We start from the raw sequence: 21,463 nt of genomic DNA, 5'->3' as shown, positions 1-21,463 counted from the left end.
TTGACGGGCCCTGGAGCGCGCGGGGACATTGCTACGCGCGACGTCCGGCATTCGTCTCGGACACCATCACCCCCCGTTCGGATCATCAGGTCACCGCTACACCGGGAAGAGGATCAAGCAATGACGCAGATCGGTCTTGGGAAGACGACGACTGTCGGGCGCGCGGACATGGTGGGCAGCCTGATGCGGCCACCGAAGCTGCTCACCGCGCGGTCGCGTTTCCAGCGCGGTGAAATCACCGCCGAGGCGTTGCGTGAAGTGGAGGACGAGGCGATCCGCGAAGCATTGGGCAGGCTGGAGGACATCGGTTACACCGTGGCCACCGACGGCGAGATGCGCCGGGACGCGTGGATGACCGGAGTCAGCCAGGTAGTCAGTGGTTTCGCGGCCGAGTATCCGGTCGTCCCCATGCCGATGCCCGACGGGACGACCGAACCGGTCGAACTCCACACCAAGCCGATCGTGGGAAGGCTGCGCAAAACCGGTCGCTTCACCGACCGCGAGTTCCGGTTCCTCAACGACGCAGCGCGGGGGATCTGCCCGAAGATCACCATGCCCAGCCCGGCGTTCCTGGCCTGGGCCTGCTACCGCGAGGGCGCGGGTTATGACTCCGTGGAGGAGTTGCTGGCCGATACGACGGAAATCATCCGTTCCGAAGCCGAGGCGCTGCGGGAGGACGGGGCCGGGTATGTCCAACTCGACGAGGGTTTCGCCGGATGGACGAACCGGACCACCTGGGAAACCCGTGGCGCGGCCGGAGTCGATCTGCGCGGCAGGTTGCAGCGGGACATCGACGCGGAAAACGCCTGTCACGACGTGCTCGAAGGAGCCGCGGTGCGGGCGATCCACATCTGTCTTGGCAACCGGACGAACTACAACCCCGAGGTCGGGGGGTATGACCGGATCGCGGAGCAGGTGTTCACGGAGCTGCGGGTGGACCGGTTTCTGCTCGAATACGATTCCCGGCGCTCCGGTGACTTCGCGCCTCTGCGGTTCGTCCCCGAAGGGAAGATCGCGGTGCTCGGGCTGGTCACGACGAAGGACGCACGCCTCGAGGACCCGGACGACATCCTGCGACGCATCGACGAAGCGGCCCGTTTCTGCCCCGTCGAACGGCTCGCGCTGAGTCCCCAGTGCGGGTTCTTCCACGGGGTGGACGACGAGACGATGACGCTCGACGACCAGTGGCGCAAGCTGGAGTTCATCGTCGGCATCGAGCAGCGGGTGTGGGGGCCGGCGGGCCGGTGACCGGTCGTTACCAACCCGACCAAAAATAGGCGGACCCCGAGCAGTACGTAACCGTTGCTACGCAAGCCGGATAGCCGTGACTGTGGTCGGGTTAGTAACGATACCCGCCAGAACCGGGGCATTCACCCCTACCACGGCGTGGCCCGCGTTGAGATCGTCGAGCGGAGCCAGAGGACGACGACCTCGACCACGATTCACCGGACGCGGGGGCCCAGCCTCCGCGTCCGGGGTGAAGGGGATTTTGCGAATGCCGACGGGAACCATGGCCATCGCGAGGGCGGAAAATGTCGGAAGCCTGCTTCGGCCCCCACAGTTGCTCGAGGCGGCGCTCGGGCGGGCGAACGGCGAGGTGACGGCGGAGGAACTCGCCAAAATCCAGGACGCGGCGGTGCTGGAGGCGATCTCCCTGCAGGAATCGGTCGGTCTCGACGTGCTGACCGACGGCGAGATGCGCCGGGAGGCGTGGGCGATGAGCCCGTTCGTCCTCGACTGCTTCGATCGTCTTGCCGGTGCGCGCTCGTATCCGGCGAGCGTGAAACAAGCCACGGACGAGACGACCGTGATGCCCGTGGTCACCCGTCGGGTGAGTCCTCCGACCGGGCGCGACCTTGACGACGGCTACCGGTTCCTTCGCGAGAACACCGACCGCCGCGTCAAGTTCACCCTGCCCGCGCCGAGTTACCATCGGCGATTCTGGTCGGACACCTTGTCGCGCAACGCTTACGACTCCTGCGAGGACTACCTGACCGACGTGCGGGATTGGGTTCGCGGTGTCGCGGCACGGCTGGCCGCGGCGGGATGTGACTACATCCAGCTCGACGCGCCGAACTACGGTTCGCTGTGCGACGCCCGGATCCGCGAGCACCACCGCGCGGCGGGGCACGACCTGGATGCCCAGCTGGACTTCGACGCGGCGCTCGACTCGTCGGTGTTCGCCGGGCTGTCCGGGGTCACCCGCGCCATCCACCTGTGCCGGGGCAACCTTCCGGGTGGTGCCTGGTTCTCCAGCGGCGGTTACGCGGCGATCGCGGACCGCCTGTTCCCCGCGCTGTCGGTCGACGTGATGCTGCTGGAATTCGACTCCGACCGAGCCGGTGATTTCGGGCCGCTCGCCACCGTCCCGGCCGGGACGACGGCCGTGCTCGGGTTGCTGACCACCAAGAACGCCACGGTGGAAAACGACAAGGAGATCACCGCACGCCTCGAATCGGCGGCGGAGGTCAAGCCGCTCGGCGAGCTCGCACTGAGCACCCAGTGCGGTTTCGCCTCGGTCGCGGGTGGAAACCCCGCCACCCGAGAGGCGCAACGCGCGAAACTGGAAACGGTGGCGCGGATCGCCCGCCAGGTGTGGGGCGGTGAGCATGGCTGAGATCGTCGCGGGCATCGCGTCTTCGCACACCCCTCAGCTGTCCACCGGCACGGATCTGTGGTCCGACCACGCGGCCCGCGACCGGAACAACAAGAAGCTGCTGGGCCACGACGCCGAATTCCACACCTACGAAGAACTCCTCGCAACGGCCGATCCGGGCCTGGCCGACGAAATCACCGCCGAGGTGTGGGCGGCGAAACACGACCGGTGCCAGAAAGCCCTGCGGCTGCTCGGCGACCGGCTCGCGGCCGCGAAGGCCGACATCGTGGTGATCTATGGCGATGATCAGAACGAGCTGTTCACCGACGACGGTGTCCCCACGTTCTCCTGTTTCACCGGGTCCGAGCTCATCGACCGGCCCTTGCCCGGCGAGGCGTTCGCGAAACTCCCGAAGGGAATCCAAGCGGCTTCATGGGCCGCGCACGGAAGCGAACCCACGGCACACCAGGTGTCGGCCGAGCTCAGCCGACGGGTGCTGGATTTCCTCGTCGAGAACGATTTCGACATGACCCGGTTCGGCCGGCAGCCGGAGGGCCGCTCGCTGGGCCACGCGTTCACCTTTCCCCGGTACCGGTTGGGCCTGTCACCCGACGTGCCGATCGTGCCGATCTTCATCAACACCTACTATCCGCCGAACGTGCCCACCGCCGGCCGCTGCTACGCGCTGGGAAGCGTGGTCCGGCAGGCGATCGAATCGTGGGACAGCGAGGCGAGGGTCGCGATCGTCGCCTCGGGCGGGTTGAGTCACTTCGTCGTCGACGAGGACCTCGACTGGCGGGTCCTCAACGCGATCGAGCGCAACGACGCCGTCGCCCTCACCGCGTTCTCCCGGCGCCGGCTGCGTTCGGGGACTTCCGAAATCCTCAACTGGATAGCCGCCGCGGGCACGCTCGGGGGACTGCGGGCGAGCATCATCGATTATGTGCCCGGTTACCGCACCCCGGCCGGCACCGGCGCCGGCATGGCTTTTGTCTCCTGGGCACGCGAGTAGCGCGGTAGTTCTTTTGTTTCCAGGCAAGGAGGCCTGTGATGAAAGAGGAGTCCTTCGAGGTCCGGCTCGGGCCCGGCCGGATGACAGTGGTCACGGCCGTGATCCTGTTCGCGTTGCTGAGTTACTCGCTCACCTCCAACATGCTCACGCCGCTGCTTCCGGGGCTGGAAAAGGCCTACGACGTGGGTTCGACGACGGCGATCTGGATCGTCCTCGTGACGCTCCTCGCCGGCGCCGTGTTCGTGCCCTCGTTGTGCCGGCTGGGTGATGTCTTCGACGCGAAGAAGGGAATGGTCCTTTTAGGACTCGGCGCGCTCGTCGCCGGAGGTGTCCTCGCCGCGGCGGCCCCGGGGCTTCCGCTGCTGTTCGTGGGGCGTGCGTTGCAGGGCATCGGCCTGCTGGTCTTTCCCATGGCGGCTGGAGTCGTGAACGACGAATTCCCGGTGTTGAGGCGCAAACTCGCGATGGGCATGATGTCCGCGGCGCTGTTCGTCGGTATCGGCACAGGCGGTGTGCTGGCGGCGCTGCTGGTCGCGCGGTCCGATGGATTCCGGCTGGTGTTCTGGATGTCGGCCGCCCTGCCGTTCGTGGCGCTGCCCTTCGTGGTGGCGTTCCTCCCGCGCGGCCGGTACTCGACCGGACGGCCCGGCCAATGGTGGCGGGAAATCGACCTGCCCGGCGCGCTCGGTTTCGCGGTGCCGGCGATCGCGCTCGTCATCGCGTTCAGCAAGGGCGCGGACTGGGGCTGGTCGTCTCCGGCGGTGGTGATCCTGTTCGTGGTGGCCGCGGCGACCTTCGCCGCGTGGGTGGTGGTCGAACGGCGGGTCGCCAAACCCCTGGTCGACATGAAGGTCTTCTTCTCGCGACCGTTGTGGGTCAACAATTCCGTCGCGATGCTCGGCGGTTTCGGCCTGGTCGGCGGGGCGGTCGCCACGAGTACCTTCGTGCAGTTGCCGCCGGTGGCGGGGGTGCACGGTTTCGGTCTGAGCGCGGTGCAGGGCGCGCTGATCATCCTTCCCGCCGAATCCATGACGTTGTTCGTCGGTCCGGTCGTCGGATACTTGTCCAGGCGAGCCGGCAAGGGGCTGTTCCTCACCGGTGGTGCCGTCGTCCAGATGCTCGGATTCGTCCTGCTGCTGACCGCGCACTCCTCGACGGCGGCGATCGTGGTGGCCATGGTGGTGGTGGGCCTCGGCTCCGGCTCGGTGGCGTCCTCGTTCGGCCTGATCTATGTCGAGGACGTGCCGCCGGAACACGTCGGCAGGTTGTTCGGTATATCACCGATCCTCGCCAACGGGGTCGGCGGCAGCCTGGCGGGAGCGGTCTTCGCAGCGGTGCTGACCTCGCACGGCGTTCCCGGCACCCGGCTACCATCGGAACGCGGTTTCGAAACCTTCTGGCTGATCGCCGGTGCCGTGCTGCTCGTCGGGGCGGCCATCGCGTCGGTGTACCTCGTCACCTACTGGGCCGGTTTCCGGGGCGGCGACCGGGCGATGGCACGGCGCGAACGGGTACTCCCGACCGAAGCCGCGAACGTCCCGGCGGCGACAGCGGACCAAGCGGGTTAGCGGCCAGGTACGAACAGAAAGGGATTCGCTGATGTACAAGGACATGAAGGTACTCGACGTCCATGGGCATGTGTCGGTCCCGCAGGCGGCCAACGCACCACTCCTTTTCATGCTCGGTTCCAACACACCGATCGACGACTGGAGCGGCTCCGTCATTCCCGCGCCTCCGGAGGAACAGTTCCACGCCGCCGCGCAGCGTCATGTGTCCTATCTGGATGAACGGAAAATCGACGTACAGATCATCGGGCCCCGGCCGTTCCTGATGCTCGGCTGGATGGAGGACCACCTGCTGCCGTCGTGGACCTCGAACGTCAACGACAACATCCACCGGCAGTGCGAGTTCTTCCCCGACCGGTTTCTCGGCGCCTGTCAGCTTCCCCAGATCAGCGACGCGCCGGATACCAGCCACTGCCTGCCGGAACTCGACCGCTGCGTAGGGGAGTACGGTTTCGTCGCGACCTATGTGAGCCCCGACCCGGCCGGCCGCCGCACCACGCCGGGCATGCACGAGGCGTACTGGTACCCACTCTACGAACGGTGTCAGGATCTGGACATCCCGCTGATCGTGCACGGCACCAACTCGCTCGACCGGCGTTACCGCGTCGTACCGCACAATTACCAACTCGGTTTCCTGACCGAGCAATACCTCGCGGGTCAGTTCCTCGGCCACGGTGATGTGTTCGAGCGTTTCCCGGCGCTGCGGGTGATCATCTGCCACTGCGGGGGTGCGCTGAACCGCTTCATCCCCACCGACCACCACCTGGCGCAGAAGGACCTCAGCGGGAACCTCTTCTACGACACCTGCGGGTACGACGAGCACTTCCTGTCCGCCGCCATCCACCAGCGCGGCGTGAGCCAGATGTGCTTCGGCACCGAGGCGCCCGGATCGGGTCGCGCGGTGCGGCCCGAGACAGGCCGGACCAGCGACGATCTCGTCCCGGTGATCGATGCGTTCGATTTCCTCTCGGAGGAGGACAAACGCACGATCTTCCACGCGAACCCGCTGAAAGTGGTACCCGGGCTGGCCAAGCTTGCCTGACCTCGGACGGGGGCTCACGCGCTATCGCTCGTCCGGGATCTCCGGGTCGCTCCGAGAACATACTGGGCAGGGAGGAAACCCGCCCCGATCGGGAAGCGGCAGGAAGCCGTGACAGTCCCTTTTGGTCAGGGCGGGAGCACAGGTTCCGGTAGTGTCGGGCTGGTGGCCGCGGACAATTTCGGCGATCTCGATCGGGCCGTCGTACACGCGTCGCAGATTGACGGCCGGGCGCCGTTCAGCCGCATCGGGGAAGTGCTCGATGTCTCGGACCAGACCGTCGCCCGCCGCCACGGCCGGCTGCGAGCCATGTCGGCGTTGCGTGTAGTGGGCCTGACGACGCCTGAGAGCGACGCTGACACGGAACTCATTCGCGGCACGACCGCCCGGCATCTCTTGGGCTTGGGGTGAGCATTTCGGAGACTGTCACGCGGACGGCACAGAGCCGCTGCTCGAACAGGAAGTCGGCCAACGGTCGGACCTCAGCCCGGCGTGTCGGGCCAGAGCGGATCTTGGAACAGTCCCAGGTTGATTGCCGTCTTGGCGAGGTTGAAGTCTTCTGGTGGGATGCTTTTGGGTGAGGTGAGCCAGCGGTTGCGGTCGCGGGGGCGGTTGCGTGGCTGGCCGTCGAGCAGCAGCGCGACGTAGCAGCCGTAGTCGACGGCGAATCCGTCGTAGAGTCTGCCTGGGTGTTGTGGGTCGGTGATGCCGCGGCGCACGATGTGGAGGAGTCGTGCGTCGTAGAGAGTGTTGATGATGTCGTGGCCGATACTGGTTGCCTGGTCGAGGACGAAGGTGCGGGAGCGGCGGCGGCCGACGACCTCGTCGATCAGGAGTTGAAGGGTGTGGCGGGCGGGTTCGTTGTTGTTGATCGCGGCTTGTTTGTCGCGCAGGTACCAGTCGCGGGCGGCGCGCCGGATGTCGGCGATGTCGATGCTGTCGTCGTGTGCGTGTTGGGCGGCCAGTGCGGCGATATTGATGGCGTCGCGGGGGACTCCTTCGGCGGCGCGCACCAGTTCGGTGAAAGCGGTGCCGCGGAACGTTTCGGTGATCAGGCTTGGTGGGTCGGCGGGCGGGTCCGGGATCATGGTGGCCAGTTTGGCGTTGGCGTGGTTGAAGAACAGTTGGCCGAAGAACTCTTCGACGCGATGACGGGCATGGTCGAAGATCAGGACGTCGTCGAGGTTGACGGCGGACGCCGCGTCGGCGCCGACCTCGAGTCCGAGGTAGTCACCGTCCTGAGTGGGTAGCGCGAACCGCGTCCGGCGTTCGATCGCCGCGATCTTGACCGTGATTCCGGCGACGGGCAGGACGCCGCGCCGGAGCAGGTCGGCCAGTAGCGGTTGCAGTTCCAACGGGATGCTGCTCCACTCGTCCAGCAGTAGCCACAGCCGTGCGGGGCTGATCGCGTCGGTGATGGCGCGAAGTGCTCTGGTCAGCGGGCCGAACAACACGCGATTTCGTTCGATGCCGGTTTTCCGTACGCGGTTCTGGCGCGTGGCCGATCGCCGGGTGGTGGACGACACCGAGACGGTGGGGCGCGCGGAGAGGCTCAGGCCGGCGGTGTCGTTGACCTCCGCGGAACCGCCGAGCGTGGTTTCCCGTTCGATTTCGCCGACCACCTCGACCCCGGTGGCCGCATCGGCCAGCGCGTCCAGGGCGCGCAGGAGCCGTTCCGGGCTGGTGATCTCCTGTTCGAGGGCCACGGCGAGCAGTTCTTCATGGATCGCTTCCAGGGTGTCCACGAGAAGTTGCGTGCCCCGGTCCGCCCGGTCCGGGGACGGGCCACCGGCGGATCCGATCGTGCGGAGATCGAGGTAGACGACCACGTCTCCCGCGCATTCGACGAGGTCGCTCAGGTAGAGCAGGGCGTGGGTCTTGCCGGTCCCTCTGCGTCCGTAGAGGATCTGGTGGTCGGTTGAATTCAGCACCGCCGAGAGCGAGCCGGCGGTCACGTAGGTTGTCGCGAGTGTGGTGCGGTCGGTGCTCTCCGCGCGTCGCGCGATACGCATCAGAGCCTGGTTGATGTGCTTGTGCCGGCCCAGCGTCATCACACACCACCCCGGGTTTACGGCGTCGTCCCATCAACCCTGTCGGATCGGGCGTCCGGCGGCCAGCCGCCGCGCGAGTGAGTCGCCGGTGCGCTCGCGGTCACGGTGCGGGGGTCGGTGGACGCGGTCGGTGCGGTGGCCGGTGGCCGACCGGGCACACACCGCTCTGGACGACAACCTCGGCACCGCCGCCCTGATCCCGCTCCTCGACCAACTACCGGACAACCCCCGGATCCTGCCCGGCGCGGTCTTCGGGACCTTCGTCTCCCTGGACCGCTCCCTAGGGCTTGACCTGCCTCGCTACCTCGGCAGCGCCGCTCACCCCTGATCGCGTTCCAGCGAAGGCACGCTATGCGGCAACCCGGTCGCGACCTCGCACGCGGGCGCCGGACCGCTGGGTGTCGCAGGAAGTGACGATGTGTGGACCCCGGGAATCCACCCACTCCGACCGGTTTTCCCACGTCACAGCCACACTCGGGTTGCCGTGCCGGTGCTGGCGGACGAGAGTGGGAGGTGGCGATGAGGCTCGCCACAACCGCGGGATCCTCCGCTGATGGCTTCTACCCGGCAACGGGAGGAGGCAGTCGCGATGTCCGAGTTCCCCTCAGCCGCATCAGCTGTCCACCGGCTGCGGATCGTCGTGTTGTGGGTTGAGACCGACATCTGGTGCGACCCCTGCAATGCCCTGTGCGCCACCGCGATCTCCTATGTCGTGGAAGAGCCCGACGCCGTGCCACCAGGGCTGCATCTGCTCACCTACTGCCACGCATGCGAAATGAGGGATGTGCCGTGAGCGACCCCGATGCCACCCTGTCCGATCTGCTCCACGAAACCCGCACCTTCCCGCCCCCGCCCGAACTGGCCGAGCACGCGAACGTCACCGCGGAGGCGTTCGAGACCGCCGAGCGGGACCGGCTCGCCTTCTGGGAACGCGCGGCCGAACGCCTGTCCTGGACCGCCCGATGGGACCGCGCCCTGGACTGGGAACTGCCGTTCGCGCACTGGTTCCCCGGCGGCCGGCTCAACGTCGCCTACAACTGCGTGGACCGGCACATCGAAGCGGGCCACGGTGACCGGGTCGCGTTGCACTGGGAAGGCGAGCCCGGCGACACCCGCGTCATCACCTACCAAGACTTGTACGGCCAGGTGTGCCAAGCGGCGAACGCCCTGGCCGAACTCGGGGTTCGGGCGGGGGACCGGGTGGCGATCTATCTGCCGATGATTCCCGAGGTCGTGGTCGCGATGCTGGCCTGTGCCCGGATCGGCGCCCCGCACACCGTGGTGTTCGGCGGGTTCTCCGCCGAGGCGCTGCGTACGCGCATCCAGGACTGCGACGCGCAGGTGGTGATCACCGCCGACGGCGGCTACCGGCGCGGCGCGCCCAGCCCGCTCAAGGCGAACGTCGATGCCGCGGTGGCGGACTGCCCGGAGGTACGGCACGTGCTGGTGGTGCGGCGCACCGGGCAGGACATCGACTGGCACGAGCGTGACCTGTGGTGGCACGAGGTGGTCGACCGGCAAAGCCGCGAGCATTCCCCGGACGCGTTCGAGTCCGACCATCCACTGTTCATCCTCTACACCTCCGGCACCACCGGAAAACCCAAGGGAATCCTGCACACCACCGGTGGTTACCTCACCTTCGTGGCCTGGACGCACTGGGCGGTGTTCGACCTCAAACCCGAACGTGACGTCTTCTGGTGCACCGCCGACGTCGGCTGGGTCACCGGCCACTCCTACATCGTCTACGGGCCGCTGGCCAACGGCGCCAGTTCGGTGATGTACGAAGGCACGCCGGACACTCCGCACAAGGGCCGCTGGTGGGAACTGGTCGAGAAACACCGGGTCTCGATCCTCTACACCGCGCCGACCGCGATCCGGACCTGCATGAAATGGGGTGCCGAGATCCCGGCCGAGTTCGACCTGTCCTCACTGCGGTTGCTGGGCACCGTCGGCGAGCCGATCAACCCCGAAGCGTGGATGTGGTACCGCGAGAACATCGGCCGAGGGGAGTGCCCGATCGTGGACACCTGGTGGCAGACCGAGACCGGCGGCATCCTGATCTCCCCGCTGCCCGGGGTGCACACCACCAAGCCCGGTTCCGCGATCCGGCCCCTGCCCGGGATTTCCGCCGCGATCTACAACGACGAGGGGCAGGTGTTGCCGCGCAAGGACACCGCGGGCTACCTCGTGCTCACCGAGCCGTGGCCCGGCATGATGCGCACCATCTGGGGCGACGACGACCGCTACCGCGAGGTCTACTGGTCCCGTTACCCCGACGCGTACTTCGCCGGCGACGGGGCGAAGTGGGACACCGACGGCGACATCTGGCTGCTGGGCCGGGTGGACGACGTCATGAACATCTCCGGCCACCGCATCTCCACCATCGAGGTCGAATCCGCCCTGGTGTCCCACCCGAAGGTCGCCGAAGCCGCCGTTGTCGGTGCCGCCGACCCCACCACCGGGCAGGCCATCGTCGCCTTCGTCATCCCCCGCGGCGCCACCCGGACCGGCACCGACGGCGAACAGTTCGTGCGCGAGCTGCGTGACCACGTCACCCACGAAATCGGGCCCATCGCCAAACCGAAACAGATCCTCGTCGTCGCCGAACTGCCCAAGACCCGCTCCGGCAAGATCATGCGACGTCTGCTGCGCGACGTCGCCGCCAACCGTGAACTCGGTGACGTCACCACCCTCACCGACAGCTCCGTAATGGACCTCATCAAGGAGAAACTCCCCACCGCCTCCCGCGAAGACTGACGGGCGTGCCTGTGCCTGACCAGGCCGGTGACAGCGGCCCACCCGGGCGAGCGCCATTGGAACGACCGGTGAACATGCTGCTGCGCGGCCCGGGAGAGTTGTTCATCGGCTACGACGAGATCGCGAACTGCTGACGCCCCTGCTTCGACGGGGTGGCCGATCCTGGGCAGGGCGGCGCAAGGCGCCGTCGCCCTGCCCAGGCAAGTGTTGCCCCGGTGACATGAGATCGTGTTAGTCTGACGCCGTGCAGCGCCCCATGACGTCCTCGCGACTCGTAACCCGGCGCGCCGGCTGAGCCAGATCGCCGGCGCGCAGCGTCGTCGATCGCACTTTCCGGGACCTGGCCCCGATCTCACTCCTTCTGCACCTCGGAGATCAGTCATGTCCACCTCGTTCGTCATTCCCGCGTCCCGCTCGGCCATGCTGCTGCGGCGCCGCATCGCGACCTACTTCGTCGGCGGTGCTGACGAGCTCCCCACGCTGGTCGGCGCACTGGACGGCTGCCTCGTGCACGAACTGTCCGTCGACATCAGGGACGGCGTCCGCGAGAGCAGCATGTCGTGCACCCTCCTGCTGGCCGGTGACGCAACCGAACCTTTGCTTGAACGGCTTCGCGAACTGCCCTCGGTCGTCTCGTCCGAACTCGTCTGAAGTGAATTCTTCTCAGAGTCGCACACCTGCTGCACCGACGCGCGAAGGGCGAGTGTCGTCGGTCGGGGCGGCGCGGCGGTTGTGGGTATGAAGCCCGGCGAACACGCCGCGAAGCGGATGTCGGCCACGGCCGACATCGGACCGGCGGCGTGCCAGTTCTCCGAAAGTTCGTCCACTGGCGCGGGTTGTTGCACGGTCTCCTGGGTAACCACGGCGGTGACCGCGAACGTGGCGCTGGATGTTCGCCAACTCAGTGCCGCTGACTTGCCTGGCCGCCGTGCACTGGCTGCCGCCCGGCTGAATGTCCAGAGTGGACGATACGTCGACGCGGACCTGAACACGAGCAACGCCGAACCGTAGTGCAGCTCTGGTCGTACATCGCCAGTGGCACAAACCATTGGTGGTACTGACAACGCCAATCGGTTTACCTGCCGCTGTCCGCCATCAGCCCGATGACGCGCCCGGAGGTTCACGGTAGTGCGCCGCGGAAGCGGTGCGATGCGAGCCTGAGTGCGGCTACCGCCGCGAGCAGGTTGTCTCTGGCGGCCGTGCCGCTGGGCTTGGGCAGACCGTTGTCGGCGTCATCGACGAGCACGGCAAACCTCCGAAGTTCGATGCGGGGGAGTGGCGGGGTCTCGCCGGTCGACTGGGCCCGCGCCAGGGGCTGTACCTTACAAGCGGCGAACTGTACGCTTGTGACAAACAGTGGTCAATGTCGGCGGACGACGGCCTCGGACCAAGGCGTGCGCCAAGGAGGTCGTCCAAGCGATGGTTCCCACCATTCCCGTCGACGCATTGACGGAAGAAAGTGGAAGATGAGCAACTCGGGTGCACAGCGAGTGCGATGGACGGACGCGGGAGATCTTCCGTGGCAGGAGACCGGACTGGACGGACTCGCGGCGAAGGTCCTGGTTCCCCCGTCGTCGGGTGGCGCGTACGTCGGCTTCACGCGTTTCTCCCGAGGGGCGGAAATCCCGAGGCACCGACATGAAGGCGACGAGTTCCTGTACGTCGTCGAGGGTGCTGTCGAGGACGACGGCGGAACTCTTTCCCGCGGCTGGACGAGTTACCGCCCCGTGGGGTGCACACACTCGGTCGTCAGCCCGAACGGTGCCGTCGTCTTCGTGGTCGTCACCGGCACCTCGGTGCCCGCGTCGACGGCGGAGGAAGACGGCGGCTCAATGCCTTTGGCGCCCACATCGGTCGTGATGTCAGGTGCGCCGGGTACCGGAGTCTCCGAAGCGGAGCTGTGTTCGGTTCCCGCCACGGGCGGCGGTGTGGCCCGCCGTGCGCGGCTTCTCCGGGTCGCCGCCGGGGCTGCGGTCGACCTTCCTCCCGACGAGTCCGAAAGGGTCTGCCTGATCGTGGAGGGAAGCCTGGTGGACGCCGACGGGGCCGGACCTTTCCTGGGTCCGTTCTGGTTCCGTCGCCTCCTGCCGTCCCAGGCCGCGTCCGCCGTCGCGGGTCGCGACGCGACCCTCATCCTCGTCGAGTGGACGGACCGGCCTGCCGGCATCGTCACGGGAGGGCCTCAAGGTTGGTGAGTGGATCGCCGATGCGGCGGGCGAGGACGTCCGCTGCTTCGACGACCTTCTTGACGACGTCGTCGAGGGAAGTCGAGTCGAAACGCTGCTTGGGTGCGATGACGGCCACGCTCGACGTGACACCCGAGCGCAGCCGGACGGGTGCGGCGACCGCGCTGGCGCCCAGGTTGACCTCGTCGTGGCTGATGGCGTACCCGCGTTCACGGATCTCCTTGAGCACAGCCTTGAGTTTGCGTGTGCCAGGCACCGCGGCGAGTGCCGAGAAGGCGTCGGCCGTGGCAATCACGCCCTCCAGTTCGGCTTCGGGCCGGAAGGCGAGAATGGCCGTCGCGCTGGCTCCGGCGTAGGCCGGCATCCAGGTGAAGAGATCGGGCACGAACCGCACGCTGTGCCGGCTTGGTGCCGCCGCGACGAACATCCTGGCTCGCCGTTGGGGGTCGTAAACGGTGAGGATCGCGGTCTCGGACGTTTGCTCGGTCAATGACCCCAGTACCGCTGCCGCGGCTTGGTAGGGGCGTTTGGCCTGGGCGATCGCGGCGATGCGATACAACTCCCAGCCGAGTTCCCATCGGCCGTTTTCGGCGACGGTGACCAGACTGGCTTCCTGCGCCGCCTCGAGGGTCCGCTGCACCGAACTCGGTGCGGTGTCGAGGATCCTGGCCAGCTCCCGCACACCGACGGTCGTGTCGTCATGCTCGGCGAGCGCCCCCAGAACCCGCGCCACCGCCGCGATCGGATTGCGCTCGCGTCGCGCACCATCGTTCGCAGGCACCTCAACCTCCACATCGGACGTTCCTTGACAGTGTTCCTTACAAGCGTACGATAGTTCCTTATAGCGATCGAAGGGGTGCACCGCCTTGTTCTTCGAACCACAACTATCCCATGTGCTCAGCGGGGTACGGGTTGTCGACCTGACCCGGAATCTCGCGGGTCCGTTCTGCACCATGGTGCTGGGAGACCTCGGCGCGGATGTGATCAAGATCGAGCGCCCGGGCCAGGGCGACGACACGCGCGGATGGCAACCGCCGTCGTGGAACGGTGAGAGCGCCACGTTCCTTTCGGCCAACCGCAACAAGCGCAGCATCGCCGTCGATCTGAACCGGCGCGAGGGTCAAGGCCTGGTCCGGCGTCTGCTGGAGAACGCCGACATCCTGGTCGAGAGCTTCCGCCCCGGGTGGCTGCGAGAGCGCGGTTTGGACGCCGAGACACTCAGGGCGGCGGACCCGCGCCTGATCTACTGCTCGATCAGCGCCTATGGTGATCGGGGACCCAGGAACCACCAACCCGGCTACGACCCGGTCTTGCAGGCCGACACCGGGATCATGGACCTGACCGGCTACCCCGGAGAACCTCCGGCACGCGTCGGCATCGGAGCGATCGACCTCGGGGCGGCGCTGTGGGCCTCGATCGGGATCCAGGCGGCGATCACGCAACGCGAGGCCACCGGAGTGGGGGCCCACGTCCGGACGAGCTTGTACGAGACCGCGACGTGGTGGATGAGCTACCACCTCGTGGGATACCTCGCGACCGGGAAAACACCGGGCAGGCAGGGCACGGGCACCCCGTTCATCGCGCCCTACGAGACCTTCTCCACCGCGGACGGCGACCTTCTGGTCGCTGCCGCCAACGACAAGCTGTTCACGGCGCTGGTCGCCGAACTCGGACTGCCGGGAATCGCCGACGAGGCCAGATTCGCCACCAACCCTGACCGAGTACGCCATCGTCACGAGCTGCGCGCTTTGCTCGGCCCTGCCTTCCGCGTGCGCACCGCGGCCGACTGGGAGAAGCTGCTGACCAAGCGCGGGATCCCGTGCAGCCGCGTGCGGAACGTGGCCGACCTGGCGGCTGACCCCCAGCTCGAGGCCCTTGGCCTGCTGGTCTCATACCCGCGCGACGACATTCCCGACCTGCGCCTGGTACCCGTCCCGGTCAGTCTTGACGGGCGACGCGGTGCCACGAAGAACCCTCCGCCGCAGCTCGGCGAGCACACCGAAGCCATCCTGGACGAGCTCGGCATCGATGCGACCAGCCGAGAGCGGTGGCGCCAGCAAGGAGTGGTCGCGTGAAGAAGATCGACGACGATCACCGGGCCGCTGCCGAACGCACCATGGGCAGGCTCGGCGGGCACGCGCCCTCGATCGAAGAGTTGCACGATGGTGAGGCCGCCTCCCTGACGGGCGGCGCCGCCGCGTTCAACCACCTGCCTCTTCAAGACGCGGACATCGCGCTGGGAGGTGCCCTCATCCCGTTCTACCGGGAGCGCCTGCGCCACGACGGGGACGATCCGCACTGGGCGCCGCTTGACTTCGGTCACCTGCGGTCCGAGCTTGACGTGCCGATCCTGCTGGTCGGCGGCTGGTACGACTACCACCGCCGCTACATGTGGCAGGACTACCAGGTCGCACGGGCCCGGCCGGATGCCCATACCCGGCTGGTGATCGGCCCCTGGTACCACACCGGTCTGGATCGGCGCGTGGTGAACGAAGAGACCCGCCGCTGGTTCGACGACCACGCCGACCGCAAGGAGGTGAGGCCGGAGAGTTCGGCCTCCGTGCGCCTTTACCTCACCCCGGACCGCGGCTGGTCCGAGACGCCACAGTGGCCGCCCAAGGGCTCCACGCCGACGACTTTGTACCTGGGCCCAGGCCAGAGGATCACTTCGTCGGAGCCTGGTAACGCGGGCGCGGACACCTACCTCTACGACCCCGGCGACCCCACGCCGTCGGTGGGGATCGCGAGTTTCGGCGGACCGGGGACGAGCACACCCGTGGACAACCGTGCGTTGGAGGCCCGCGCCGACGTCCTCACCTACACCGCCGAGCCGTTCGTCGACGCGGTGACGCTCGTGGGTGCGGTGCGTGCGCGACTGTTCGTCAACTCCACCGAGCCGACCGCCGACTTTTTCGTCCGCATCACCGATGTCCACCCGGACGGATCCAGTTTCAACGTCGTCGACGGCATCACCCGTATCCCGCACACGGACGAATTGCCGGGGCCCGAGCCGGTCGAGGTCGAGGTCGATCTCGGTCCGGTCGCGCATCGGATGGACCCCGGCCACGCCCTGCGGATCCAGGTTTCGAGCGGTGCCCACCCGATGTATTCGCGCAACCCGGGCGGCACCGAGCCGCCCGCCACCACTATGCGCCTGATTCCCGCCACCCAGACCGTGCACCTGGGTGGCAACCACGCCTCGAAAGTCCTCCTCGACCTCTACGCGGGTGAGTTCCGCACAAATTCGAACGCGAAGGCGAGCCAGGAATGACACCCCTGCGGCCCAAAGTCGGGCAACACGGTCTTTGGTTCGACGAACTCGAGAGGTGCGGTGCGAGCCGGTAGAGCACCGCCGCATCCAGCCTGTGCAAGAGGTTCTCCAAGCGGGGACGGTAGCTTAGAGTCGTTGCGAGAGTGCGGTACCACCGAGACGAGTGGGGAAACGGTATGTCCAGCCCGGGCTTCCAGGTTCACCTGCCAACGGTGGACAGCGCCGGACAGGCGGCCGGGCCGATCGGGGCCGCCATTTCCGAGTTGGGTAGCGAGGTGCGTGCGGCGTCCAACGTCCAGCCGGCGCCGGACGGGTTGACGATCGGAGCGACGCTGCTGGCGGTGACACCGCTATGGCAGCGCCATCTCATGGCCCTCGGCAACGAGGTGAAGCAGGATGGCGACAATTTGACCGCGGCGCAGGAGAACTATGCGCGCGCCGATACCAACGCCGTCCAGTCGCTCAGTGAGCTCCAATCGCTGCTTGACAGTACGTGACACCGGGAACTCGACGGCCTGACCGAGGGGAGCACTGTGGGATGGCGCCAGACCAGCATTCCGTCGTTCCGGTGTCCTTCCACGCCTTGCGGACGGTCGATCCGAATCGTTTCGACGCATCGGCGAAAGCGTGGGCCGGCCTGCACGACCGATTCCGCGACCAGATGACGAACTATCGGACGGAGGTGCTCGAGCCGGTCGATGGCGAGTCATGGCAAGGCGCGGCGGCCGACTCGGCTCGACGACGGTTACACCAGACATACGGCAAGATGGGCCCTACACTGACATATCTCGATTCGGTCTGCCTGCTCCTGGAGCAGTCGGCTGCGGGCACCGCCGCCGCGAAGGCAAGATGCCAGCAGGGCATTGACTTGGCGACAGCGGCGGGGATTCCGCTGGACGCCGACGGCAAGCCGTTGCTCCAAGATGGTCTCGTATACGACATCTCATGGGACCGGCCCATGGTGACAACCGCGATGCAGGCGGCGAACATCATCTACCAGGCGCGGCACATCGCCAGTTACGTCGACAAGGCTGTCAGCGATAGATTGAACGACGCGACCAAGTTCGACAGCGGGCCCTGGATGCAGGACGCTCAGAAAGATCACCAAGACGTCGTCGAACTCAGTCGCAAACTGGCCGGGAAGATCCAGGAGATCGCCGTTGACGAGCCGCCGCACCATGACACGGCCTCCCAGCCGTATGCGGTGGCGAGCCCAGGCACCTCCGATTACGAGCTGTGGACTGAACTCAGCACCGGTGGGGTCGCGTATTTCAGCGCGCATGGCTGGCTCAACACGGTCGGCCTGCTGCGACACTGGCTCGACAACTCAGGACGTTCGTACTGGGTGGACCCCGCCACCATGCTGGACGAAATCCCCGGCTTCAAGCGGGAAGTGACAACCATGGTCAGCGACGCAGGGCACGGCAGGCCTGGCGAGGAGGTCTTCGCGTTCGACTCCGGCTGGCGGAACATCGCCGCCACGGAAGGCGACTGGTACTGGTCCTTCCACGACTTCCGGTATCGGCTGACGGGTATCACCAACGGCCGGATGGGCACGGAGTACACGGTCGGGGTACTCAAGCCGTATGTCTTCGGTGATTCGGCCGGCTTGCATCGTGTCCCGATCCACAGACCCGTCGTCGGCGGGGAGATCGACCAACGCGATATTCAGCACCTGCACACGACGGGATTGGCGCAGAATTTCGTCGCCCAGGGCATCGCTCACTTCCCCGCCTGAACGTTGCTTCGGTACTACGCGCCTCTTTGCGACAGGCTCGCGTTGAACTGCAACTCGCCGGAGAGGTCACCGTGGCCGGTGACGACGCGCCAGACATCCGTCCGGCCGGGGATGCGGGCTTCGAGGACGTTGCGGAGGCGTGCGGCGTAGCCGGGCTGGTGGGGTTGGCGGAATCGCCACATTTCCACGGTCTGGAGGTCGACGAAGATGGCGGGCGCGAAATCTCCTCAGTCGCGGGGCAGCGTGCACATCAGGGGCGTGTAGGGTCGTCCGCCGGCGGCGCGTATCGCCGCGGCCGCGCCCCACAGGCCGGCTCCGCCGTCCCAGTCGTAGCGGTCGGCCTCGCGAGGATCAGGATGTGGGGCCAACGATCGTCTTCGCCGATGGCGCGGCACAGGGGTTCGAAGTTGTCGCTGCCGCCTTCACCGATGTCGTTCGCGTGGGCGCGGCCGCCGTGGGCGTGGTTCCAGTAGCAGAAATCGATCGCTCCTGCATGAGGCCATCGACCCTGCGGCCGGGTGCCCGCCCAGCGGATTCGACTGTCTCGGCACCACCTTCGGCCATGGCGCACCGAAGACTTCATGGCCCAACTCGATGACCATGTGCACGACACTCTGATTGGACGCTGACCCGGGACGGCGCGACCAGCAGCGTTCGGGAACGCCCCCCGCTTATTCGTCCTCTCCGGGGGATTCTCCGGTCCGGTGGAGGTCGATCCAGTATTGCTCGCGCCCGTGCACGGTTTCGAGCGCGGTGGTGATCGCGGCTGTGGTGGGGTTGTCCGCGACGATGGCGGCTACCCGGTCGGCGGTGCCATGGCGGGTGGTTTCCGTGCCGAGGATGCGGAGTTGGTAGACGCCGGGTCCGTTGGGCAGGGTGAACGGACCGTGGGCTCCTTTGGTGATTTCACTGATGATGACCGCTCCAGTAGGGACATCAAGTGTTGCGGTGCCGAGTTCGTCGAGCCGGGTTTTTTCCGGTGGGCGGTGTGAAGTGGAGAGTGACCCTGGCGAGGTCTTGGGCGGTGTGGAGGTAGCACTCGTAGTCGTCGCCGGTGAGGATGCCATGGCGCGTCATGGTGCTGATGTCTTGGTCGAAGGCGTCGACCTGGTCGCCGTAGATGCCGATCAGTCCGCGGTCGGAGCGGACCGTGATGGCCTGTGGCAACGCGTTCATGTGCTGATTGTCTCCCAGACGGGGGCGGAGAGCCCGCCGGTGTCGAAGGCTCCCGGACGGGCTCTCCGGTGTGCTGGTCTGGGGGTCAGGGGGTGATGGCGATGGACAAGGCGTCGCCGTCGAGGATCCGGTTGAGGGTGTAGTTGCTGTTGAGCCAGCGGCCGGCGGCTTGGTTGTCGCCGGCGTCGATCAGGCGGGCAGAGTAGTTGCCGTCGCCTTTGGCGGCGCCTTCTTCGGTGGAGGCGAAGGGGTATTCGTCGCAGTTGAGGAGTTTGCCGTCGTAGGGGACCCAGACGTTGTCGCAGGTTTTGCGGGCTGCGGCGTTGTTGGCGTCCTGCGTGGCTGTGTTGAGAGTGCGGTGCAGCGGGGTGGTCGCCCCGGGCACGTTTTTGCCGAGGGTCGAGGGGAAGGTGGTGAGGGCGTCGCTGTAGTGGCGGGCGCTTTGCGGGTTGGCTGAGGCTGAACGGGACCACGACCTTGGCCTGGGTGAAGACCGTGCCGCGGGCTTTGCCGGCGACGGCGCCGACGGAGTCGAATCGGATGTTGGAACACCGGGTGAGGGGGTCCTGCCAGGGGTCGGTGTTGGGGCCGAACGCGGCGAGGTTGACCAGGACGTTGCCGTTGACGATGCCGTAGGGGTCGGTGGCTCCCTGTTCTGGGGAGGTGTAGGTGATGACCCATTGGGGCTTGGTGTCCCAGGCGCCGAGCAGGTCGCTGCGGGTCTGGTTCGGGTTGGTGATCGTGCCGGCGCTGTTGACGGTCGCCGCGGAGAGTCTCATTTCGATGGACCAGGTGGTGGGGCGACCCAGTTCATGGCCAGGGGAACAACCGTCGCTCAATCCGATGGTGGAGTCGCGTGCGGCACGGCGATCTTCGAATACTCCTTCTTCCTATGTGGACGATCGGGTAAGTCCCGAGGCCTGGTGATGAGGCGTCCTCCGCCCGCCGCCAGGATTCCTTTGGTAGTGCGGTAACTGGGGTCGTCAACCTCGATCGCGCGGCGACACACGGACTCCAGCCGGTCCCGCCGTGCTTGGTGGCCAGACCCAGCACGCCCTGTGCGGCCCGAAGCCGGAACAACGCGTTCACCTGGAGCATCTCCGTGATCACCGCGCCGCGGTGCTCGCCGATCTCGGCGGCCCGCTGACGACACCACTCGGGGGAGTGCGCATCTGGAACGCGATCTTCTCCGGCGGGTAGTCCGCCTTGTCCGTTCGCTTGCCGCGATCCAACCGCAGATGGGATCAGGGTGTCCTCGTGGAAGAACTGCACCAGCGCCGTCTCCCGGGCATCCAGGTCGGAGCCGAGGAACCGCCACGGGATCGAGTGGAGCGTGTGCCCGACCTTGGCGTGATATCCGGGCCGACCTTGGCAGCCGACCAGGTAGCCAGCACGAACGACTCCGCCGGCAACGCGGCCAGTGCCTTAGCCTCGCAGACCTCGAACACCGACAATGGCGCCGCGCCGCCCAGCGGGCGATACGACCGCCGCCCGGCGACCTCCCGACACCACGTGGCCGCCGCGGCCTGCATCTCCGGCGGCGAGGTGACCTCCCACCCGCGCCAGAACGAATCGCGGATTTAGGGCATCGGCCGCTCGACCCGTGGCTTATCCTTCGGCTCGACCGCCCGAGCCGGATCGATCAGCCTTCCATAGTGGACACCGAGCTCCGCGGGGGAGTGGTTGATCTTCGGGTCGTAGAGGTCGGGCTTATCCACCCCGGTGCGCAGATTATCCGGCACCAACCGGCGCGGAACCCCACCGAAGAACTTATTGATGCGTTGGTGGTGTTCCGCCAGACCGCGCGGCATTCGGTCACGCTGACCTGGCGGCTCGCAGACGACTCTGCCCACCAGTGGTCCCCTCGCCGGGTGAACTTGATTTTCGCGGTTCTGCCGGACGTGTGATCCCGGATGCATTCCTGGCGAAGACCGTGTCTGCTCGATCAAGGACGAATTGTCATCGTGGTGTCTGGTCGTGCGATCACCGTGGCCAGGAGTCGAAAGGGATTGCTGTGGAGATCACACAACTGTGGGCACGTCGGGTCGCCGGGTCACGGCTGGCGCGGCGAC

General features: G+C 66.9%; 27 protein-coding genes and 1 riboswitch. Of the genes, 19 read left to right on the top strand and 8 right to left on the bottom strand.

Annotated elements, in window-relative coordinates; translation table 11 throughout:
• Window positions 1-120: 120 nt before the first annotated feature.
• From ACFSXZ_RS04375 to ACFSXZ_RS04350, 6 genes are all read left to right on the top strand, one after another.
• Window positions 121-1,248: a cobalamin-independent methionine synthase II family protein gene (locus ACFSXZ_RS04375; protein ID WP_378261458.1), complete on the top strand. Its 1,128-nt coding sequence runs from the start codon at window positions 121-123 to the stop codon at window positions 1,246-1,248.
• Window positions 1,249-1,495: 247 nt separating this feature from the next.
• Entirely contained in the window at window positions 1,496-2,617 is a 1,122-nt protein-coding gene (locus ACFSXZ_RS04370) for a cobalamin-independent methionine synthase II family protein (protein ID WP_378261456.1), read from the top strand.
• Window positions 2,610-3,608 carry a DODA-type extradiol aromatic ring-opening family dioxygenase gene (locus tag ACFSXZ_RS04365; RefSeq protein WP_378262753.1) on the top strand — a complete coding sequence of 333 codons (999 nt, stop codon included), beginning with the start codon at window positions 2,610-2,612 and terminating at the stop codon, window positions 3,606-3,608. The genes ACFSXZ_RS04370 and ACFSXZ_RS04365 overlap by 8 nt, the downstream gene beginning before the upstream one ends.
• Window positions 3,609-3,646: 38 nt before the next feature.
• Window positions 3,647-5,176, top strand: a complete 1,530-nt coding sequence (locus ACFSXZ_RS04360) for an MFS transporter (protein WP_378261454.1) — start codon at window positions 3,647-3,649, stop codon at window positions 5,174-5,176.
• Window positions 5,177-5,207: 31 nt separating this feature from the next.
• Entirely contained in the window at window positions 5,208-6,215 is a 1,008-nt protein-coding gene (locus tag ACFSXZ_RS04355) for an amidohydrolase family protein (protein ID WP_378261452.1), read from the top strand.
• A gap of 162 nt (window positions 6,216-6,377) precedes the next feature.
• The gene (locus ACFSXZ_RS04350; RefSeq protein ID WP_378261451.1) at window positions 6,378-6,623 is read left to right on the top strand and encodes an AsnC family protein; all 246 of its coding nucleotides are present in this window, start codon (window positions 6,378-6,380) and stop codon (window positions 6,621-6,623) included.
• Between the two features lie 71 nt (window positions 6,624-6,694).
• Here ACFSXZ_RS04350 and ACFSXZ_RS04345 read toward each other — a convergent pair whose 3' ends face one another.
• A complete protein-coding gene (locus ACFSXZ_RS04345; RefSeq protein ID WP_378261449.1) occupies window positions 6,695-8,263 on the bottom strand; it encodes a hypothetical protein in 1,569 nt (522 codons plus the stop codon).
• Between the two features lie 130 nt (window positions 8,264-8,393).
• Between ACFSXZ_RS04345 and ACFSXZ_RS04340 the strand changes: the two genes are divergently transcribed.
• From ACFSXZ_RS04340 to ACFSXZ_RS04320, 5 genes are all read left to right on the top strand, one after another.
• A complete protein-coding gene (locus ACFSXZ_RS04340) occupies window positions 8,394-8,591 on the top strand; it encodes a hypothetical protein (protein ID WP_378261447.1) in 198 nt (65 codons plus the stop codon).
• Window positions 8,592-8,769: 178 nt separating this feature from the next.
• Window positions 8,770-8,833, top strand: a riboswitch (Fluoride riboswitch).
• Window positions 8,817-9,056, top strand: coding sequence for a hypothetical protein (locus ACFSXZ_RS04335; protein WP_378261445.1), 240 nt, complete (start codon window positions 8,817-8,819; stop codon window positions 9,054-9,056). Its footprint overlaps the riboswitch before it by 17 nt.
• Window positions 9,053-11,020, top strand: a complete 1,968-nt coding sequence (gene acs, locus ACFSXZ_RS04330) for an acetate--CoA ligase (protein WP_378261443.1) — start codon at window positions 9,053-9,055, stop codon at window positions 11,018-11,020. The genes ACFSXZ_RS04335 and acs overlap by 4 nt, the downstream gene beginning before the upstream one ends.
• 5 nt (window positions 11,021-11,025) lie before the next feature.
• Window positions 11,026-11,154 carry a hypothetical protein gene (locus tag ACFSXZ_RS04325; protein ID WP_378261441.1) on the top strand — a complete coding sequence of 43 codons (129 nt, stop codon included), beginning with the start codon at window positions 11,026-11,028 and terminating at the stop codon, window positions 11,152-11,154.
• Between the two features lie 247 nt (window positions 11,155-11,401).
• Window positions 11,402-11,671 (top strand): hypothetical protein, encoded by a 270-nt coding sequence (locus tag ACFSXZ_RS04320; protein ID WP_378261439.1) that lies wholly within the window; start codon window positions 11,402-11,404, stop codon window positions 11,669-11,671.
• A 469-nt stretch (window positions 11,672-12,140) separates the two neighbouring features.
• Here the strand turns inward: ACFSXZ_RS04320 and ACFSXZ_RS04315 are convergent, their stop codons facing one another.
• The gene (locus ACFSXZ_RS04315; protein WP_378261437.1) at window positions 12,141-12,266 is read right to left on the bottom strand and encodes a hypothetical protein; all 126 of its coding nucleotides are present in this window, start codon (window positions 12,264-12,266) and stop codon (window positions 12,141-12,143) included.
• Between the two features lie 220 nt (window positions 12,267-12,486).
• On the opposite strand from ACFSXZ_RS04315, the gene ACFSXZ_RS04310 reads away from it, so the two are divergent.
• Entirely contained in the window at window positions 12,487-13,215 is a 729-nt protein-coding gene (locus ACFSXZ_RS04310; RefSeq protein ID WP_378261435.1) for a cupin domain-containing protein, read from the top strand.
• On the opposite strand, the gene ACFSXZ_RS04305 is transcribed toward ACFSXZ_RS04310, so the two are convergent.
• A complete protein-coding gene (locus ACFSXZ_RS04305) occupies window positions 13,190-13,987 on the bottom strand; it encodes an IclR family transcriptional regulator (protein WP_378261433.1) in 798 nt (265 codons plus the stop codon). The two genes, ACFSXZ_RS04310 and ACFSXZ_RS04305, sit on opposite strands and share 26 nt — an antisense overlap.
• A gap of 85 nt (window positions 13,988-14,072) precedes the next feature.
• Between ACFSXZ_RS04305 and ACFSXZ_RS04300 the strand changes: the two genes are divergently transcribed.
• From ACFSXZ_RS04300 to ACFSXZ_RS04285, 4 genes are all read left to right on the top strand, one after another.
• On the top strand, window positions 14,073-15,281 hold the full coding sequence (locus ACFSXZ_RS04300) for a CaiB/BaiF CoA transferase family protein (RefSeq protein WP_378261431.1): 1,209 nt from the start codon (window positions 14,073-14,075) through the stop codon (window positions 15,279-15,281).
• The gene (locus ACFSXZ_RS04295) at window positions 15,278-16,477 is read left to right on the top strand and encodes a CocE/NonD family hydrolase (protein WP_378261429.1); all 1,200 of its coding nucleotides are present in this window, start codon (window positions 15,278-15,280) and stop codon (window positions 16,475-16,477) included. The genes ACFSXZ_RS04300 and ACFSXZ_RS04295 overlap by 4 nt, the downstream gene beginning before the upstream one ends.
• Window positions 16,478-16,653: 176 nt before the next feature.
• A complete protein-coding gene (locus ACFSXZ_RS04290) occupies window positions 16,654-16,974 on the top strand; it encodes a hypothetical protein (protein ID WP_378261427.1) in 321 nt (106 codons plus the stop codon).
• Between the two features lie 41 nt (window positions 16,975-17,015).
• On the top strand, window positions 17,016-18,215 hold the full coding sequence (locus ACFSXZ_RS04285) for a hypothetical protein (RefSeq protein WP_378261425.1): 1,200 nt from the start codon (window positions 17,016-17,018) through the stop codon (window positions 18,213-18,215).
• A 14-nt stretch (window positions 18,216-18,229) separates the two neighbouring features.
• Here the strand turns inward: ACFSXZ_RS04285 and ACFSXZ_RS04280 are convergent, their stop codons facing one another.
• The 4 genes from ACFSXZ_RS04280 to ACFSXZ_RS04265 all read right to left on the bottom strand — a co-directional run bounded on the left by ACFSXZ_RS04280 (window position 18,230) and on the right by ACFSXZ_RS04265 (window position 19,776).
• On the bottom strand, window positions 18,230-18,397 hold the full coding sequence (locus ACFSXZ_RS04280) for a hypothetical protein (protein ID WP_378261424.1): 168 nt from the start codon (window positions 18,395-18,397) through the stop codon (window positions 18,230-18,232).
• Between the two features lie 45 nt (window positions 18,398-18,442).
• Window positions 18,443-18,583 carry a hypothetical protein gene (locus ACFSXZ_RS04275; protein ID WP_378261422.1) on the bottom strand — a complete coding sequence of 47 codons (141 nt, stop codon included), beginning with the start codon at window positions 18,581-18,583 and terminating at the stop codon, window positions 18,443-18,445.
• 303 nt (window positions 18,584-18,886) lie between these two features.
• Entirely contained in the window at window positions 18,887-19,282 is a 396-nt protein-coding gene (locus ACFSXZ_RS04270; protein ID WP_378261420.1) for a hypothetical protein, read from the bottom strand.
• A gap of 194 nt (window positions 19,283-19,476) precedes the next feature.
• Window positions 19,477-19,776, bottom strand: a complete 300-nt coding sequence (locus ACFSXZ_RS04265) for a NucA/NucB deoxyribonuclease domain-containing protein (RefSeq protein ID WP_378261418.1) — start codon at window positions 19,774-19,776, stop codon at window positions 19,477-19,479.
• Window positions 19,777-20,063: 287 nt separating this feature from the next.
• Between ACFSXZ_RS04265 and ACFSXZ_RS04260 the strand changes: the two genes are divergently transcribed.
• From ACFSXZ_RS04260 to ACFSXZ_RS04250, 3 genes are all read left to right on the top strand, one after another.
• The gene (locus ACFSXZ_RS04260) at window positions 20,064-20,318 is read left to right on the top strand and encodes a hypothetical protein (protein WP_378261416.1); all 255 of its coding nucleotides are present in this window, start codon (window positions 20,064-20,066) and stop codon (window positions 20,316-20,318) included.
• 102 nt (window positions 20,319-20,420) lie between these two features.
• A complete protein-coding gene (locus tag ACFSXZ_RS04255) occupies window positions 20,421-20,591 on the top strand; it encodes a hypothetical protein (protein ID WP_378261414.1) in 171 nt (56 codons plus the stop codon).
• 57 nt (window positions 20,592-20,648) lie between these two features.
• Entirely contained in the window at window positions 20,649-20,975 is a 327-nt protein-coding gene (locus tag ACFSXZ_RS04250; protein ID WP_378261413.1) for a hypothetical protein, read from the top strand.
• On the opposite strand, the gene ACFSXZ_RS04245 is transcribed toward ACFSXZ_RS04250, so the two are convergent.
• On the bottom strand, window positions 20,972-21,202 hold the full coding sequence (locus ACFSXZ_RS04245) for a hypothetical protein (RefSeq protein ID WP_378261411.1): 231 nt from the start codon (window positions 21,200-21,202) through the stop codon (window positions 20,972-20,974). The two genes, ACFSXZ_RS04250 and ACFSXZ_RS04245, sit on opposite strands and share 4 nt — an antisense overlap.
• Window positions 21,203-21,463 lie beyond the last annotated feature (261 nt).

This window comes from Amycolatopsis pigmentata, assembly GCF_042684065.1.
Lineage (GTDB): Bacteria > Actinomycetota > Actinomycetes > Mycobacteriales > Pseudonocardiaceae > Amycolatopsis_E > Amycolatopsis_E pigmentata.
The sequence above is the reverse complement of the archived record's forward strand: the minus strand, read 5'-3'. Positions and strand labels throughout refer to the sequence as shown.